The organism is Paenibacillus sp. HW567 (assembly GCF_000374185.1).
Classification (GTDB): Bacteria; Bacillota; Bacilli; order Paenibacillales; family Paenibacillaceae; genus Paenibacillus_AQ.
Genome location: NZ_KB910518.1, coordinates 5,804,570 through 5,821,225 on the forward strand (window position 1 = coordinate 5,804,570; position 16,656 = coordinate 5,821,225).

Genomic DNA, 16,656 nt, shown 5'->3' on the forward strand with positions numbered 1-16,656 from the left:
TATGGCGACAAAATTATTTTTCACTGCAGAATATGCCTTATGTGCTCGTCTAAAGTGCCGCGAAAGAGCGGCATGGATGTCTACTTAATCTTCGCAAGCATTTCAGTAAGCAGCTCCTTAACCGACTGGGCCAGCTCCGGCGGCTCCTGGACCGCAGCCTCATTGCAGAGGCCGATCACGAACCGGGCGAAGAACCGCAGGTCAGTACCGGGAATATCCCCTTCCAGCCAGCCGGTCCCGTCTTCGCGGATATGGAGTAAGGACGACGACCACAGCTCGGCCTCGCAAGCCTGCACTCCCTCATTCGTCAGTTCAATGTGCAAGCGGACCTGCTCCCGGTTCTTGGCTGTCTCCCGCCCCTGTATGTTATCCACTTCCTGTTCCAGTTCTCCCCCCTGCCCCACAGAATTGTATTCATCTATATTTCCCAGATGCACATGCTGCAGATTCAGCGGCGCAAGCCCGGAGGTGTCGTTCACCGCCGCATGCATCCGGTCACAGCGGAACACGCGGATGCCGCCCCGCAAGAAACAATAGGCCGGACAATACCACAGGCCGCTGCTGGCATAAATGCCGATTGGCTGTATTGCCCGCTCCATGCGTTTGCCCTTGGACTCATAATCAATCCGTAGCACTTTCTGGGCTGTAGCCGCCTCCAGCAGAATAGCGAGATACGGGAACTCCGCCTGTCTGGCCGGGGTCACGAAATCAATCCGGTTCTTTATCCCGTCAATACGGTCACGGACATCTCCGGGCATGTAATGATAGAATTTGCGCAAAGCCGACACGGATTCTTCCTTGAACGGCAGATAGCTGTAATGACGCAGGGCATGGCTGGCAAAAAAAATCGCCACCGCCTCCTCCTCGGTAAATGCAATCGGCGGGAGGATTCTCTCGTTCAGCACCTGATAGCCGCCGTGCGGTCCCACTTCAGAATACAGCGGGACGCCCAGCTCCCCAAGCTCCTGCAAATCTCTGAGGATGGTCCGTGAGGACACGCCGAACTCCTCCGCCAGCTCTTTGACCGTGAACTTGCGTTTGCGGTTGACGGTCATCATCAGGTCCAGCAGCCGTTTCGATTTAGACATGGCATAACTCCATTTAATTTTTTATTTATGACAATAGTTGTCACTATTATACCCTACAATGAACTCATAGCCCAGCAATACGGGGCAAATTCAACAGACAGTAGGGAGAGATTAGAATATGACATTAGAACTGAATGCCTTTATTCTGCTTGATGGAACTGCACGACAAGCGATTGAATTTTATCAGGAGGTGCTGGGGGCAAAGCTGCTCTTCAAGCAAACCGTCGGAGAAGGGCCGCAGAATCCCCTTTCACCGATGTCTGAGCAAGAGAAGGCACTCATTGCCCATTCGGTGCTGCGGGTGGGAGAGACGAACTTTTTCGTAGCCGATTTGGAGGAGGGACAGGTGTTACGCCCGGGCAATGGCATCAACATCTGCATTACGGTAGACAATGCGGGAGAGGCAGAGCGGCTGTACCACGCTTTACAAGAAGGCGGGCAAGTGGACATAGAACTCGGCCCCGTCTACTTCAGTCCCGCTTACGGCATGGTCACCGACAAGTTCGGCGCGACTTTTCAGGTATTTACAAAGCGGGATAGTGAATAACCCCCAAAATGGGGCGGCGGGCTTGATGAGGAATCCGCTATCCTAGCCTCAGCAGGAACATCAACGCCAAATAACGAAGGGAAACAAGACTACGGCTTGCCCGTGATCTTGTTTCCCTTCGCCGCTTCATTAAGGGCTTGTCATTAAGATAATGATGCATCTTTGGCTCTTTCCTGCTTCAGGCTCGCCAGATCCTGCACATTGCGTGCTGTAATGGATGCAACGCCAAGATCGGCATAATGCTCCATAAGCCGCGTCTCGTTCACGGTCCAGACATAGACGGGAAGTCCATGAGCATGGGCGCGTTCCATAAACCATGAGGTCACAAATTCATGATAAATGTTGATCCCAAAACAGGAAGCCTCCTGCGCGTCCCGAAAGGTCATCTCAGCGGCTAACTCATATGGTGAAGCTCTGAAAAGCTGAGTGTCTGCATTAAGCAACTTCCTGAGCTGCGGTTGTCTGCGCTGCGCGAGCAGGGCACGCTCCCTTTCGCAGCCTGACAGAAAGACCTGTTCCTGCATATCCAGCCTGCGGACCAGCTCTGCGGCAGCTTCCACAGCTTCATCCACTTTCAGGTCGAGGTTGGCGGTTGCACCAGACGGCTTGACCAACAGCAGCATCTCTTCCAGCGTGCTGAAGGTCATGCTGCCTCTCTTACCGGCATAATCAACGACGACCTCCACATTCTGCAGCTCTGTATAGTTCGACTCCGAGATGATGATGCTCCGCCCTTCCACCGTGGTCCAGGCGTCATCGTGCGCCAGAATGGCGATTCCGTCCTTCGTCACCCGGATATCGTCCTCAAGGATATCCGCTCCAAGCTCAATACCCCTCCGCACAGATTCCAGGGTATTGTCCAGCGTATCCATGCAGCCGGTATGAGCTGTAATAAGCGGGAATCGTCCCTTTCCTTTTGCCTCCATCTCCGCACCCCCGTCTTGTTCTGTTATACAATCCATATAGGTATTATTCGAAATAAACGGCATTCGTAAACGCAATCAGCGTTCGCACTCCCTGAATAACACCCCACATTTCGGCGCGTATCCACAGCAAGCCTTGAACGGAGATTTCAGTATGGAGCGGAAGATCATCCGGCAGTGCGGCGAACTCGGACAGTACTCCTGAATTGCTTTTCAGACTGATGGTAAAGGTTTGCTCCGGCAAATGCCAATGCTCATGGCGGACGGTGAAATCCGCCTGAATCTGAATGGCCGCCAATGGCTCAGTTCCATCTAATCCGCTGACTACATCGCCGATTTGATGCACCTTTCCATTAACGTTCACTTCAAGATCAAGCCTTGGTCCCAAGGTGACGGAGACACGGCCGGAGGACAAAGCCTCTATCGCCCGTTCCGTAAACGGCGCTTCCCCCTCTTCAACCTGCAAGTAGGTCACAGACAACGGTTCACCCGCCGGCTCCTGGATATGCCAGTCGCGTCCCGATGTGGCGGCAATTCGGAAGCCCTCGTTCAATTTGTCCGTCCACAGCCGGTACGCACGGATATTGTTCTTCTTCACCGGCGCAAAGGTCGTGGACCAGACCTCGATATAATCAATCTCGCTCCAGTCGCTGATTTCAAATTCCCAATAGCATCCTGTACACATCGGGCTGCCCGGCCGAAACGGATGAGCCATGCCGGCAAGTCCCCCCTGCTTATGAACCTGGGCCAATCCGGCATGGATATCTCCCGGTCCCACCTTGCGCCAATCCAGATTATCCTTGATCCCGATGGTAACCATGTGGCCGAAGAAAGTAGTCCATTCCATCCCGGAGATAATTAGCAGCCCAGTCTCCCGTTCAACCTGCTCCGTATGCACAAGTCCGGCCATCGTATTGTGATCGGTCAGGGCAATGCAGTCAAAACCAAGCGACTTGGCTCCCCGGGCCAGCTCGGCCAAAGACTGCCTGCCGTCACTGTGAAACGTATGCGTATGAAGCTCACAGGCCAGCCAGGTCATTGCGCCGCCTCCTCTTCCTGCCAGATTTGCAGCGAATATTCACAGTAATCGGTTACGACGGCATGCAGGCTTAATGTAACCTCCCACATACCCTTCCCGATCTCCCCGCAGACCAGACCGGGAGAAGCTTCATTGTTGGATAAATACAGAAGCTGCTCAGGATCATGCCGGTGCGCCGCGCCGCGGTGTCCATCCGGACCGTCAACCGATACGGTAAGCAAATTGTTCAGCGGCAAATACGATGCATAGCGCGCTTTGGCCTGTTCTTTGGTTTCCTCCTCAAAGTAGAGGTCAATGCTGCGCTCAATCATAGCTTTGGCCTTCTCTATATCCTCCAGTTGCTTGGGTCTGTAAGCAAAATTGATCCCTAACCGACCTCCCGCCGAAGTCAGGAAAAACCGGTACGTGATATGCGACTTCGAGCATGCAGGCGTCACTTTGCACAGTACATCCACAAATAACGTCTTCATGACCGCCGCACTCCTTCCTCTTTGATCATGGACAGGACATAGAAGTAACCGATAAACGAACATAACAGGAAGGTGAAGAAGGCCAAAGCTGCGGCAAGCTGACGGTCCTGGAAAACGCCGAAAACCTGCTCCATGGAGACACCGAGCATTTGCGGAGCATTGGGACCCACCAGATAAGGTGCCGTAAAGGAGCCGATGACACCCATAAACACAAAGGTAACAGCTACAAGCAGCGTTTTATACGTCAACGGAAGAATCAATTTGCAGAAAATTCTCAGCCGCCCTGCGCCGACATCCTTGGCGCTTTCAATGACGGAGTCCGGCACGGATGACAAAGCGGAACCCAGCAGCATCGTCGTAAACGGTACGTTGAACCATAAATTGGCGATAATAATGCCCTTCATATCATAAATAATCCGCGGAAAGCTCTCCTCTCCCAGATGGAACAAAATCCGCGACGCCCATCCATGGTTGCCGAGCAACTGAATCAGGCCGTAAGTTGCGATAACGGTAGGAATGAAGATCGGAATCATGTACATCCGGCGGATCCACCGCACGGCAAAGCCGTCGTTAAACCGCATATAGACCGCGAGGACATAGCTGATAGCCAGGACAAGCAGGGAAGAGATTACGGTGATCTCAAGGGTGAAGATAATGTTGGAACGCATCAGCTTATCCGTGAACAGGTATTTATAGTTGGAGAGGTCATAACCGCCCGTTTTATTTGTGAGACTTTCTTTCAAGGAGCTAATGATGGGCAGAACGACAATAAACACCAGAATCAAAAAGGAAGGGAGAACCAGGGAAATCCCCAGCAGCCCCCTTTTTACTTGTCTGCTCATTGGGCAGCAACTTCGCTTTGCCATCTTTGATTGATATCTTTGCCCAGATCCCCGAGGCTGAATGTGCGGTAGCCTTCGGATACGCCTTTGAAGGAATCCTGAATGTCTTGCGGCATATTGGCCAGTTGAATGCCCGGGAAGCCCTGCATTTTGTTAACGACCTCCGTCTGCGCTTCAGGTGACAGTACGAAATCAAGGAATTTGTACACCGCGTCTTTCTTATCAGACAGCTTAGGCACCATCAGATAAGTAGGGCCGCCATTAAAGCCTGGGGTCACTTGCTGCATTTTGGTGGTAGCGGGCAGTTGTCCTTTGGCGATCTGATCCAGAACCATATCCGACCACGCCGGAATCATGTCTACTTCACCGCTGGCGAGCAGGTCGATGGTTCCCTGGTTTTTCTTCGGATAAATACCTTTACCGTATACATATTTGCCCAGATCCTTCAGCAGATCAAAGCCTTGTGTCCACTGGCTCTCAATGCTTGGATCAGAGTTGTGGATGGCCTCTTCCGGCAGAAATTTGTAGATTGACGTAATAACAAACGAGCTGCCGGAGCCACCGGTGGATGGATCGTTGTAAGCAAATTTCTCCGGGTTGGCGCGAATCCAGTCGTAGAGCTCGTCCAGTGTCTGTGGAGGCGTTTTGACTTTATCGCTGTTATACGCGAGCACCACTGCGGACGAACGGTATGGAACGGCCAAATTGGACACATCGTTCATGGTTTGCTGGTCTACATTCTTCAAGTTAGCAATCTGGCCGGTGCTGAGTGTATCCCACAGATCATCTTTTTTGCCTTTGGTGACATCATCAATTGAGCTTTCATAGAGATCCACACCGCCGGAGCCTTTGCCGGCCTGTTTGGCGGCCATGATTTTATCGTAGGTAGGCTGTGCTGCTGTACCGGAAGCCACGTAGACGGGGTTAACCTTAATATCCGGGTTTTTCTCTTCAAACATCGGAATCAGCGTTTTCCATAAATCATCCACATTTTGCGAACCTGTGTAATAGAAAGTGAACTCTGCCGCTTGGGCTTCGGGAGCTGAAGTGGAATTCGCGCCTCCGGCCGTAGCGGACTCGGCCTTCTTGTCAGACGCGCAGCCAGCCAGCAAAGAACCTGCCACAACCAGACTTGCCGTCAGGGATAGAGCTTTTTTCTTGTTCAACATGCACAAATGCCTCCTCAGGATTTATGAATTTATAAAAGTCTTGGAAAATGGGTTTACGCTTGCGGGTACGCCAAAATTTTGGAGAACTGAACGGATATCTCTTGACCATGCTGCAATTCCTTAACCTTGTCACGGGCCAGGAAGGCCCGGATTACGCCATGATCCCGGATGTCGACCGACACTTCGGCATAGTGTCCAAGCACCATAATTTGTTTAATGATTCCATGAAGCCCGCTTCCTGTTGAACTGTCCAATACCACATCCTCCGGCCGAACCGCAACGGTTGCTTCGCCTGAAAGGCCGGCAGCATTCGGAAAGTGAAGTGAACCTGTCTGAATTACATCCCCGGCAATCACCCCCTTCACAAAGTTCATTTTCCCGATAAACTGTGCGACGTACAAAGATTTCGGCTCATCATAAATCTCCTGCGGCGTAGCGATCTGTTCGATCCGGCCATGGTTCATGACCACGATCCGGTCGGAGATGGATAATGCCTCCTCCTGATCATGAGTGACAAATACCATCGTCAGACCAAGCTCGGCCTGGATTTCCCGGAGCTCCTCACGCATCTCGTGGCGCAGCTTGGCGTCCAGGGCGGAGAAGGGCTCGTCCAGCAGCAGTACCGCAGGCTTCAGCAGCAGCGATCTCGCCACCGCAATACGCTGCTGCTGTCCGCCTGACAACTGTGTGGGATATTTCTTCTCGGAGCCGGGCAGACGAACCAGGTCAAGCACTTGCGAAACTGCCTTATCGCGTTCAGCCTTCCGGATCTTGCGGATCTTGAGTCCAAAGGCCAGATTCTCATAAACCGTCATATGCGGCCATAAATTGTAGCCCTGAAACACCATGGACGTCGGACGTTTCTCCGGCGGGGCGCTGAGCACGCTTTTCCCTTCGATCATGATGTCGCCGGAGTCCGGGTCCAGAAAACCGCCGATGCTGCGAAGCACCGTCGTTTTGCCGCAGCCGGAAGGGCCAAGCAGCGTAATCATTTCCCCTTTTCTCACATCCAGTGAAATATCGGTGACACCGTCACCGGTCTTGTACCGCTTCGACAGCTTCTGTATGGATAAATGAGCCTGCATAATAACCTCCTGCTAAAATGACTTCGGAATTACGCCAGTTATTTCATTTGAAATCCGCTCGACAGGACATCTGCGCTTACGAACTTCTGGGCGGCGAGCAGCAGAATCAAGGTTGGGGCTGTCAAAATAATTGAGAAAACTGCGCCAGCATAAGCGGGATAATCCGTAATAATGCCGTACATGACAACGGGCATCGTTCTGAAATTAGGCACCCCAACGAGATAGGTTCCCTGCGCCTCATCCAGTGAGCTCAGGAAAGTAAAGATCGAAGCGACAATGATTCCCGGCATAGCCAGCGGAAGCGTAATGCTGCGGAATACGCGAAACGGGCTTGCCCCCACATCTCTTGCCGATTCCTCCTGGGCCACATGCACATTCCGGAAGGAAGAGGTAGGTATCCATGTCATGTACATCAGCACGTTAATAATATGGATAAGCACTACCCCCAGAAGGGTGTTCATCAGGCCGATCTTATAGAACAATACTGCTATTGAAACGTAGAGGCCCATTTTGGGAAAAGCATGTGTCAGCAGGAACGAGAACAGGAAGAACCGGCTGAGCGGGAACCGAATCCGTGCAAATGCATAAGCAGCCGGAACGCACAGCAGGATCGACACCGCCGTAACAATAGCGGCAATGCCGAATGACAGTCCGATTGACTTCGCGATCCCGTCCTGGGACAGTACAAAGGACCACCATTTCAGAGACCACTCTCTCGGGAGCGTATCCGGGTAAGTCCACTGTCCGGTAAAAGCCAGGATGGCCAGATTTAACAATGGGCCCATGAAGAAAATCACGAAGGCGGCCAGCAGCAAAAACTCTATGATTTTTTTAGGCCCGACAGCTTTTAAATACCATCTCATTACAGCGCTTCTCCTCTCCTCTTGGTTGAATCCCGGATCACCAGTTGCGGCTCCAGCTCAATTGCCGTTTCTTCTACCGGCTCATGCCGGATCAGCTTGTCCAGCATCTCGCAGGCCAGCCTCCCCATCCTCTCCGTATCCACTCTCACCGAAGTCAGCGAAGGGGTCAGAATGGAGGCTGCATCAATATCATCAAACCCCATAACAGCCACCTGCCCGGGAACTGCAACAGAATGCTCCATCAAAAACTTCATCGCCCCCAGCGCGATCATATCGTTAGTGCCGAAGATCGCAGTATAGGGGTGGCTCCGAAAATGCTCCCAGTGGTCTGCCATTTTCCGGTAGCCTTCCTCAAAGGTCGAGGACTCCAGATAAGTGATGTCGAACTCACCAAATTCATATCCTTGCCCGTTCATATAAGTGCGGAAGCCCTCCAGCCGAAGATGATGGCTCCGGTGGGACTGCGGTCCGGCGAGCACGAATATCCGTCGGTGCCCGAGTCCGCTCAAATGCCGGGCAGCTTCCATGCCTCCATTCTGGTCGCGGTTGACGATATGAATGACACCGGGAACATCTGTGGACCCGTTCACCATGATGTAAGGAACGCCAAATTTACCGATATGTTCAATCACATTCTGTTCCAGGCGGCTGATCAGGATCAGCCCGTCCACTCTTTTCTCCAGCATGAAATCGGCGGAGCGCAGCGACATCTCATACTCCGTGGTCACAAACACCGAATAGTTCATCGGAGAAGCCGTCGCCAGAATGGCATCCAGTATTTTTCCGTAAAAGGGATGCGACGCGACCGGATACTCGCGGCGATAAATCAAGATGCCGATATTATGGGTCCGCTGCGAGACCATTGCCCGCGCAACCGCACTCGGTTTGTACTGCAGCTCCTGAACGACTTTGAGCACCTTGTCTCTTGCTTCCTGGCTTGTATACCCCCGGCCTGAAATCACCCGGGAAACTGTGGATTTGGATACACCTGACAATTGCGCAATCTCTTTAATATTTCTCACGGCTTTACCTCGCTCTCCATTGTGAGACCGTTCCCACATGAGATCGTTCCCACATCAAACAGATTAACTTTCGAATGTAAGTCCGGTATTATCGAAAAAGGTCAATTGCGTAAAGCATTTTTCGAGTTTTTACGCTAACCGCCGCTTATTTACCAGACTGATCCAATAAAGCGCTTCTATGTAATCCTTCTGCAAAGGCGGCTTATTATTTCCCGCAGCAAAAAAGACGGCTTATCATTTGAATTCAAATGATAAGCCGTCTTTTGGCTAAGTTTACTTCCATTGCACTTATATATCATCGCGAGAAGTATACTCATGGATGGATGCGATATTTTGGAAGCCGAAATCAAGGTCTCTTGTCATGTACTTGTTGAAAAAGCTAAGGTCAATTCCTGTCAATTGATGAAAGAAGGATAGTTCTACCTTCCAAGTGTCCTCTATCATCTGACCAATGTCCACAAGCCCTCTTGTCGAAACAAGATCAATAATGGCTTTGATCTTCTTTGGTTTCTGGATCGGAATGATTTTATCGAGCGGTTCCCTCTCTAAATACTTCTTTCGGTGCATGGCCGCATAAAAGTTCCGGTGAGCCTTGGGCTCCATAAATCCAAGTTGGGCGGCCCGATATCCCAAGACCTGCAACGAGGTTTTCCATTTCTTTTTTAAATCCAGGTAATCATCCGGATTCGTGATATGAGCAACATCCTTCATGTCAGATGCAAATTCGTCTTCCGGCAACAATAATGCTCCGGCAAAAAGATTCGCTTCATTTTCAATCATTTTATGCTCTTTACGGTCCAGGTTAGCGAACTCCAGACGATAATGAAGCAACAGATGCCCCAATTCATGGGCAATGTCGAAGTTTCTGCGGACAGCCGACCGTTTCATATTGCCTAATATGATATAAGCCCGATTATTCTGCGTCCAGAGGCTGTAGGCATCAATCTCCTCACCAATGGCCTTCTCAAACACAAACACTCCGCTTTTTTCGATCAGAAATATCAGATTATCATTTGTCGATTGTGCTAAATCAAGTCTTTCTCGCGCTAAACGGGCAACTTGATTGATTTGAACCACTCTGTCGTCGTCTGAATGCTTTAAGTAATCAATAACCTCATCCCTTAACTTGATGATTTTAAGGGTAGGGAGATTAACTTTGGCTGTAATATAGTTGATAAAAGCATCCAAGTATTCAACATGCTTCGCTTCTGCCTGTGTCTTCGAGATGACATTAAAGACTTTTGAACGATAAGCGATGTTCATTAAGTCGACACTAGCAGGCGTCAAATATCGAGCAAGCATGTCTTCTGTATAAAAGTATTTACTTTTAACGCTAAAAATTCGTTTCAACTCATTCACGATTTGCAATTTCGGTGATGTATAAGCATTCTCGTACTGCCAGACTGCTTGTTCTGTGACACCTAACTTTTCGGAGAGCTGTTTTCTCGAATATCCATGCATGATCCGTAAATTGGCCAGATTTTCACCAATGAACATGCCTGCATCCCCCTTAATTAACTAACACCATTCTGCCAGTCATGTTGTTGTTCATCTTCAAGTATCCCGATATCAAATGCAGCCGGGTCCATAATTTCTTCGTTCATTTCCGGTGCCACGACTTCACGATCGTCTTCCGTTAAGTCAGCTCCAGAGATAAAGTCTGAGAGATCTTCTACAAGATAAGCGATGTTATCAACCGGATTAGGCAAATAATGCTTGATTTCAGATATCTGGTAGGCCTCATCAAGGGCATATGTCAAAATATGAAATTCTGTATATGAAGATGCGAATTTCTTTAGTTCATCTTTCACCTGACTCTCAACAATCCAGAAGGAAAGTTGTTCGACCTGCTTAACTTCTGCTCCTTCTGTGGATAATTGCGGATTGGAAGAGAATTTCAAGTCTTTATTGATTTTTGAAAGATCATGAAGATAGGTACGATAAGGACCTTTCTTGCTGCTATCGTTTGGGAGCTTTGCTGCCGAAAAGGAATTCTCATTGAAATAAGCGGCGTTTTTGATAAGAAAAAGGATATTGGAGTCACCGTGTATGAATTGAAGATAATCCCACGTTAGTCCAGCTTTCGATTTCTTGTATGTGAAGCCGTAATTAACACAATCTTCCGCAAGCCTGCTTTCAATAAAATTCCCCTTCGTCCAGGCAAAAGCTGAACTGATTTTCATCTTTGATTTCCGATCTCTACGATGCTCAATATAATCGCGGTACCCGTCTACGATAGCATCAACAATCATCTTATTGTGTTCAGAATTGAATTTGTATTCTTCCATATCCATCACTCCGATTCACGATGATAAAGGCAGTTATATTCTAAACGAAACTGGAGGGTATGGAAATGATTTTTTTTGATTTTTTTAAAGTTTTAATGTATATCGCTATATAATTTTATAGTTTTAGTGCTTTACCTGATACTTCGCTTGCATTATTCTCGTTCCCGCTAATTATTATTCACTTCAGAATAGATGGGCTCAATGAACGATTGGCATAGGCTAAACGTATTAAAGGAAGAGGTGAAGGAACATGCTTACCATAAAACATTTTTCCAAAAGCTATAAGGGTGGTAAAAGGGCTGTAAATGACTTGAATTTAGTGGTCGAGCGGGGCGATATCTATGGCTTTATCGGACATAACGGTGCAGGAAAGACAACAACCATCCGGGCAGTAGTTGGTGTGCTTGATTTTGAAGAAGGGGATATTGAAATTGACGGTATCTCCATTAAGAAAGATCCCGTAGCTTGCAAGGCGAGTATTGCGTATATACCTGATAACCCGGATCTGTACGATCATCTTACCGGCATACAGTACTTGAATTTTATTGGCGATCTCTTTAGCGTATCCAAGGCGGACCGTGAGCTGCTCATCCAAAAATACAGCGATGCTTTTCAGATTACGGCTCATTTGGGTGATATGATCTCATCGTATTCTCATGGGATGAAGCAGAAACTTGCGATCATCTCTGCTCTCATTCATAAACCAAAGCTGTTAGTGTTAGACGAGCCCTTTGTTGGACTTGATCCAAAGGCTGCTCACATGCTGAAGACAATCATGGTAGATCTGTGCAGCCATGGCAGTGCCATCTTCTTCTCAACACATGTGCTCGATGTGGCCGAGAAGCTCTGTAATAAGATAGCGATTATCAAGGGGGGCCAATTGGTAGCCCATGGCAGGACTGAAGCAGTAAAGGGCGAGAATAGCCTGGAGGATGTATTCATGGAGCTGATAGACAATGATGAATAGTTGGAGATTAACGAAGCTGCAGTTGCTTTCTTCATTTGGCTTGAATAAGGCTCTCCATACGAAGGATGTTAAGGAAAGACGCAAATTGCTTCTACTAAGCATCGGTATTCTGGCGGGTATGCTCATGATAGCAGCGGCTTCATTTGGCTACAGCTTCGGAATGGCACTGGCTTTTGAACAAATGGGGCGGCTGGACCTGTTGCTTGCCATTATGATGGCTGTTACTTCTATTGTAGTGTTCTTTACTACGATCTATAAGGCAAGCGGTGTATTATTCAACTATAAGGACTACGATCTGGTGATGTCGCTGCCTATAAAGACGAGTCATGTTGTCGCAAGCCGTGTGCTCCAGCTCTATATATTGACTTTGTTTTTTACGGTGATGGTCATGCTGCCAGCCGGTATGGTATATGCCATAAAAGTAGCGCCCGGGGCGTTATTTTATCTGTTTTTTCTAATGACGCTCTTCTTTATTCCGTTACTGCCGATTATTGCCGCAACTATTATTGGCTCATTCATTAGCTGGTTCTCCTCCCGGTTTAGAGCGAGCCGGATGATAAGCCTTGCATTAACCTTCGCCGTAATTATTGCAATCATGGTCGGTTCATTTACTCTGAATGGGAACGGGCAGGTAGTAGCTGATATGGGGACTGGGCTGGCAGATATGATATTTAAGCTGTATCCCCTGACAGCCATGTATGTAGATGCGGTTTGCTCTTACCGGATAAGTGCATTGTTAGTATTTACTGCGATATCCGTACTTTCTTTTATAATATTTGCCACTGTGCTTGGTAGAAAATATAAAGCTATTCATACAGGTCTAATGACCAGTCATGCAAGCAGTAAATATAAAATGAAGCCGTTAGCCGTATCCTCTCCATTTCGCGCACTGTACAAGAAGGAGTTAGGCCGATATTTCAGTTCCTCTATTTATGTGCTGAATACAGGTATTGGCATGATTTTATTACTGGTGATGTCGGTTGCTTTATTGTTTGTCAGCCCGGAGAAGCTGGGGGAACTGATTGAAATTCCACAATTCTCACAATCTCTGGGTACGCTGGCTCCAATCCTGGTTTCCTTATTTGTAACTTTAAGCTGTACAACGTCAAGCTCCATTTCTCTTGAGGGTAAACAGTTATGGATACTAAAAAGCTCACCCGTGTCGAAACAAAGCATATTGCTCAGCAAAATTGCCGTAAATCTCACCATTACATTACCGGTCCTGGTTGTGAGTTGTGTGCTGCTTATGATTTCGCTGCGTACGGGGTGGACCGAAAGCTTATTATTGCTGGCTATCCCTTTGATCTATGCTTGTTATTCAGCGATGGTGGGCGTAATCGTTAATTTGAACTTACCTAATCTGGAGTGGACAAGCGAAGTTACGGTGGTAAAACAGAGTGCAGCCGTCATTGTGTCTATGTTCATAGGAATCCTAAGTCTGTTAGTTCCAGTTGGTACATTCCTTCTTCTGACTCATGTCAATGGCAATGTTATCTTGTTAGGTGCTGGAATGCTTATGGCAGCGATGTGTGTAGGAATGTATAGATATATTCAGACTAAAGGGGAGCAGTTGCTTCAGAAGCTTTGACGATACTCTGAGAAAAATTAAAGAAGCGGACCCTCTTTTCAGAGGCATCCGCTTCATAAACGATGCATTGCTATTAGATACTTATATGATAGCGTCAGTTATGGGGATTGTCAAATAATAAATTCTATTACTCTTTCACTTACGGCAATAGCCTTAAAAGATTCCACTAATTCAGGGGATTGGGTTAGTAGTAGTTCTTCAACCGATCGTAAAACTGATTTCATTTCATCAAGCTCGGCCTTTAACATATCTTGTTTACGTTCTAAATCCATAATTTCATTATGGTGATGTGCAGAGATTACATTGTAGAAGAATAACTGTTTTAATAAATGTTCATCTATCTTGTCTAAAATTATAGGATTGGTAACTTTGCCTAAACGGTTCATAATACGATTCTTGCTTATCCAACGTATTCCCCCTACTCCAATCCCTGTATCACTTGTTAGTCCAGTTGCATCGCTTTTTGGGATATCAATAACATCTCTTCTCCCTTTTCCATATGTCTTCGAGCTGCAAGGAGCAACTAGGACAGTATTGTAACTGTTCGCAATAACAATTGCTGGATGTTCATATGAGGCTTCATAGCCGAAATTCATAGCCCCTAATTCAATGAAGACAATCTCACCTCGTTCATATTTTGCTTTCTGGTCTTTTCCATGATCATCTATCCATCTTTCTACGTGAACCAGCCATTGAGCCATAGAGTAGGCATCCGCTTCTTGTAACTTGTCCATCAGATTCCAGATTGTTTTTTTGTAAGAATCTGCAACAGGTGAAACCTTTAATCCCTTTATTATCTTCTTGCTATTACCTAGCTGTTCTACTTCACGTTTAACCTTGCGTTTATCTACAAGAAACAAATAACTTCACCGACCCCTACCAGATTTAAACCATTAAGGTAATTTTCTCCCATTATACCAAATAAATCATCCTATCCAATTCCTCCCTTCAGAATCATTTCCAAGCAGGTTAAATATTTCGATAGATTTAGCCACATATTCGGCATAATTGTGAACAATGATCCTGCAACCGGTATAGATAATGATATCCCAGACATTTTTCCTCCTAACAAATAATTCGGACAACAAACGCTTATAATAGAATAATCACTAAGACAATATATGGGAGTAGGAGAAAGCGCAATGTATACAATAGGTCAGATCGCTAACATCATGGGAATTTCCAAGGATAAGTTAAGGTACTATGAAGAAAAAGAGATTGTGACCCCAATACAGGATGATGAGAATAACTATAGACAGTATGGTTATAAGGATATAGATAATGTATTAGCAATAGAGTTCTATAGATCATTGGATTTGGAATTTAAGACCATTCAGAAGCTGTGCAAGGAAAGTGATACAAAAGATATTAAAGGTATTTTAGATGAAAAACACAATGAAATCATTCAACATATAACCAGACTAAATAATATAGCAAGTAGAATTGAGAAAGCTAAAAACGATTGTAGGAATATTGAAAAACACCTAAATAAATATTCAATTAGACCCATGCCACCTATAAAAGTATTAGGACAAATATCAGATTTTAGAGCATATGAGGAATTTGATGTTATACATAATAATAGAAATCAATTAGCTGAGGAGCCAATTACCAAAAGCTTAAAACGCCATATTATTTTTAATGAAGAGGGAATACAATCCAATATAATGCTGGTTACAAAAGATACAGAGGTTGACAACGCTGTAGGGGAAAGGGATATTCTACACTATGAAAAATGTCTATATACGATTGTCGAAGATGGATTACAGTATGAGAATGTGATGGAAGATAGTTTTATTAAGGGTATGCAATGGGTCGATGCCAATAACTATAAACATAAAGGCATAGTAATTATAGGGATGTTATTATTAGGCTACCACGAAGGAATATTAAAGTCATATTTAGAAGTGTATGTCCCGATTGAATAAGGTTATTTAACTAATGTATTGACCTTGGGACGGCCCCATAGTTTAGATTGTAGAGGAATTAAGCTATAGGGGGAACAGGATATGAATAACGAAACCGATCTCAGAAGCATATGGAAGCTCATAATTCTTCACTTAATTCCAGGAATGGCGTTAGGTCTGCTTTACTTATTTTTATTAAAAGTAGAAGTTTTAGCTGAATATCCCAAGCTCATCACACTAGGCATAGCAGGTTTTTTTTCAATAGTGCCTATCGAGCTGGGATATTTATTTTATGCCGCCAAAAAGGAAACGGGCAAGTTCAATATCCTTAAGATACTGGGACTAAAAAGTAAGCTGAAGATTAAAGAATATATAGTTTACACTCTCTTACTGCTTACAGTGGCCGGAATACTTATGAAGGTGTTAGCTCCCTTATCAAATTACATATTAAGTACTGTATTTAGCTGGCTTCCAGGGGATTACAATTATGTCCAGGACATGAGCCAATTCAGTAACAAGCTTATCTTAATTGCAATAATAGTCAGCTTCATCTTTTTTACGCTCATTGGCCCCATAACTGAGGAACTCTATTTTCGGGGATTTTTACTGGCACGTATGAAATGGATGGGGAAATACAGCGTACTAATAAATCTTGTATTATTTGCTGTTTATCATTTCTGGTCACCTTGGCTGATTATATCGAGAATTGTGGCATTTTTCCCACTGTTTTATTTTGTACACAAAAAAGATTCAATGAAATTAGGGATATTTGTACATTGCTTAGCCAACTTTACAGATGTAGTAGCTTTAATAATGTTACTTTAAAATCTCGCAGACCCCTGCGCCGGATTTCAATCA

General features: G+C 46.5%; 17 protein-coding genes. 5 read left to right on the forward strand and 12 right to left on the reverse strand.

The features are described from left to right. Positions 1-80: 80 nt before the first annotated feature. Entirely contained in the window at positions 81-1,088 is a 1,008-nt protein-coding gene (locus B212_RS0125880; RefSeq protein WP_019914156.1) for a helix-turn-helix transcriptional regulator, read from the reverse strand. Between the two features lie 118 nt (positions 1,089-1,206). Here B212_RS0125880 and B212_RS0125885 point away from each other — a divergent pair, with 118 nt between their 5' ends. After that, positions 1,207-1,635: a VOC family protein gene (locus tag B212_RS0125885; RefSeq protein ID WP_019914157.1), complete on the forward strand. Its 429-nt coding sequence runs from the start codon at positions 1,207-1,209 to the stop codon at positions 1,633-1,635. Between the two features lie 143 nt (positions 1,636-1,778). Here the strand turns inward: B212_RS0125885 and B212_RS0125890 are convergent, their stop codons facing one another. The 10 genes from B212_RS0125890 to B212_RS0125935 form a co-directional block, all read right to left on the reverse strand. Then, positions 1,779-2,561: a glycerophosphodiester phosphodiesterase gene (locus B212_RS0125890; RefSeq protein ID WP_019914158.1), complete on the reverse strand. Its 783-nt coding sequence runs from the start codon at positions 2,559-2,561 to the stop codon at positions 1,779-1,781. Positions 2,562-2,604: 43 nt separating this feature from the next. Continuing rightward, positions 2,605-3,597, reverse strand: a complete 993-nt coding sequence (locus tag B212_RS0125895; protein WP_019914159.1) for a CehA/McbA family metallohydrolase — start codon at positions 3,595-3,597, stop codon at positions 2,605-2,607. Beyond that, on the reverse strand, positions 3,594-4,067 hold the full coding sequence (locus B212_RS0125900; protein ID WP_019914160.1) for a hypothetical protein: 474 nt from the start codon (positions 4,065-4,067) through the stop codon (positions 3,594-3,596). The genes B212_RS0125895 and B212_RS0125900 overlap by 4 nt, the downstream gene beginning before the upstream one ends. Next, positions 4,064-4,909: an ABC transporter permease gene (locus B212_RS0125905; RefSeq protein ID WP_019914161.1), complete on the reverse strand. Its 846-nt coding sequence runs from the start codon at positions 4,907-4,909 to the stop codon at positions 4,064-4,066. Before B212_RS0125905 ends, B212_RS0125900 begins: the two co-directional genes overlap by 4 nt. Continuing rightward, positions 4,906-6,078: an extracellular solute-binding protein gene (locus B212_RS0125910; protein WP_019914162.1), complete on the reverse strand. Its 1,173-nt coding sequence runs from the start codon at positions 6,076-6,078 to the stop codon at positions 4,906-4,908. Before B212_RS0125910 ends, B212_RS0125905 begins: the two co-directional genes overlap by 4 nt. A 53-nt stretch (positions 6,079-6,131) precedes the next feature. After that, positions 6,132-7,163: an ABC transporter ATP-binding protein gene (locus B212_RS0125915; protein WP_019914163.1), complete on the reverse strand. Its 1,032-nt coding sequence runs from the start codon at positions 7,161-7,163 to the stop codon at positions 6,132-6,134. A gap of 38 nt (positions 7,164-7,201) precedes the next feature. Continuing rightward, a complete protein-coding gene (locus B212_RS0125920) occupies positions 7,202-8,026 on the reverse strand; it encodes an ABC transporter permease (protein ID WP_019914164.1) in 825 nt (274 codons plus the stop codon). Further along, positions 8,026-9,048: a LacI family DNA-binding transcriptional regulator gene (locus B212_RS0125925; RefSeq protein ID WP_019914166.1), complete on the reverse strand. Its 1,023-nt coding sequence runs from the start codon at positions 9,046-9,048 to the stop codon at positions 8,026-8,028. The genes B212_RS0125920 and B212_RS0125925 overlap by 1 nt, the downstream gene beginning before the upstream one ends. 288 nt (positions 9,049-9,336) lie before the next feature. Continuing rightward, positions 9,337-10,545 (reverse strand): spr1629 family repressor/antitoxin, encoded by a 1,209-nt coding sequence (locus tag B212_RS0125930; RefSeq protein WP_019914167.1) that lies wholly within the window; start codon positions 10,543-10,545, stop codon positions 9,337-9,339. A gap of 17 nt (positions 10,546-10,562) precedes the next feature. Continuing rightward, the gene (locus tag B212_RS0125935; RefSeq protein ID WP_019914168.1) at positions 10,563-11,336 is read right to left on the reverse strand and encodes a spr1630 family ClpXP-sensitive toxin; all 774 of its coding nucleotides are present in this window, start codon (positions 11,334-11,336) and stop codon (positions 10,563-10,565) included. 250 nt (positions 11,337-11,586) lie between these two features. Between B212_RS0125935 and B212_RS0125940 the strand changes: the two genes are divergently transcribed. Beyond that, on the forward strand, positions 11,587-12,303 hold the full coding sequence (locus B212_RS0125940; RefSeq protein ID WP_019914169.1) for an ABC transporter ATP-binding protein: 717 nt from the start codon (positions 11,587-11,589) through the stop codon (positions 12,301-12,303). Continuing rightward, entirely contained in the window at positions 12,293-13,891 is a 1,599-nt protein-coding gene (locus B212_RS0125945) for a hypothetical protein (RefSeq protein ID WP_019914170.1), read from the forward strand. The genes B212_RS0125940 and B212_RS0125945 overlap by 11 nt, the downstream gene beginning before the upstream one ends. Before the next feature lie 110 nt (positions 13,892-14,001). On the opposite strand, the gene B212_RS0125950 is transcribed toward B212_RS0125945, so the two are convergent. Beyond that, entirely contained in the window at positions 14,002-14,751 is a 750-nt protein-coding gene (locus tag B212_RS0125950) for a type II toxin-antitoxin system PemK/MazF family toxin (RefSeq protein ID WP_019914171.1), read from the reverse strand. Between the two features lie 282 nt (positions 14,752-15,033). Between B212_RS0125950 and B212_RS0125955 the strand changes: the two genes are divergently transcribed. Next, on the forward strand, positions 15,034-15,819 hold the full coding sequence (locus tag B212_RS0125955) for a MerR family transcriptional regulator (RefSeq protein ID WP_019914172.1): 786 nt from the start codon (positions 15,034-15,036) through the stop codon (positions 15,817-15,819). Between the two features lie 81 nt (positions 15,820-15,900). Further along, positions 15,901-16,623 (forward strand): CPBP family intramembrane glutamic endopeptidase, encoded by a 723-nt coding sequence (locus B212_RS0125960; protein ID WP_019914174.1) that lies wholly within the window; start codon positions 15,901-15,903, stop codon positions 16,621-16,623. The last annotated feature ends 33 nt before the right edge of the window (positions 16,624-16,656 follow it).

Excerpts from the sequence above, each read along its gene's own strand:
- B212_RS0125935 (WP_019914168.1), bottom strand. The coding sequence starts at position 11,336 with ATGGAAGAATACAAATTCAATTCTGAACACAATAAGATGATTGTTGAT.
- B212_RS0125955 (WP_019914172.1), top strand. The coding sequence starts at position 15,034 with ATGTATACAATAGGTCAGATCGCTAACATCATGGGAATTTCCAAGGAT.
- B212_RS0125910 (WP_019914162.1), bottom strand. The coding sequence starts at position 6,078 with ATGTTGAACAAGAAAAAAGCTCTATCCCTGACGGCAAGTCTGGTTGTG.
- B212_RS0125960 (WP_019914174.1), top strand. The coding sequence starts at position 15,901 with ATGAATAACGAAACCGATCTCAGAAGCATATGGAAGCTCATAATTCTT.
- B212_RS0125940 (WP_019914169.1), top strand. The coding sequence starts at position 11,587 with ATGCTTACCATAAAACATTTTTCCAAAAGCTATAAGGGTGGTAAAAGG.
- B212_RS0125890 (WP_019914158.1), bottom strand. The coding sequence starts at position 2,561 with ATGGAGGCAAAAGGAAAGGGACGATTCCCGCTTATTACAGCTCATACC.
- B212_RS0125920 (WP_019914164.1), bottom strand. The coding sequence starts at position 8,026 with ATGAGATGGTATTTAAAAGCTGTCGGGCCTAAAAAAATCATAGAGTTT.
- B212_RS0125900 (WP_019914160.1), bottom strand. The coding sequence starts at position 4,067 with ATGAAGACGTTATTTGTGGATGTACTGTGCAAAGTGACGCCTGCATGC.
- B212_RS0125885 (WP_019914157.1), top strand. The coding sequence starts at position 1,207 with ATGACATTAGAACTGAATGCCTTTATTCTGCTTGATGGAACTGCACGA.
- B212_RS0125945 (WP_019914170.1), top strand. The coding sequence starts at position 12,293 with ATGATGAATAGTTGGAGATTAACGAAGCTGCAGTTGCTTTCTTCATTT.
- B212_RS0125915 (WP_019914163.1), bottom strand. The coding sequence starts at position 7,163 with ATGCAGGCTCATTTATCCATACAGAAGCTGTCGAAGCGGTACAAGACC.
- B212_RS0125930 (WP_019914167.1), bottom strand. The coding sequence starts at position 10,545 with ATGTTCATTGGTGAAAATCTGGCCAATTTACGGATCATGCATGGATAT.
- B212_RS0125880 (WP_019914156.1), bottom strand. The coding sequence starts at position 1,088 with ATGTCTAAATCGAAACGGCTGCTGGACCTGATGATGACCGTCAACCGC.
- B212_RS0125895 (WP_019914159.1), bottom strand. The coding sequence starts at position 3,597 with ATGACCTGGCTGGCCTGTGAGCTTCATACGCATACGTTTCACAGTGAC.
- B212_RS0125905 (WP_019914161.1), bottom strand. The coding sequence starts at position 4,909 with ATGAGCAGACAAGTAAAAAGGGGGCTGCTGGGGATTTCCCTGGTTCTC.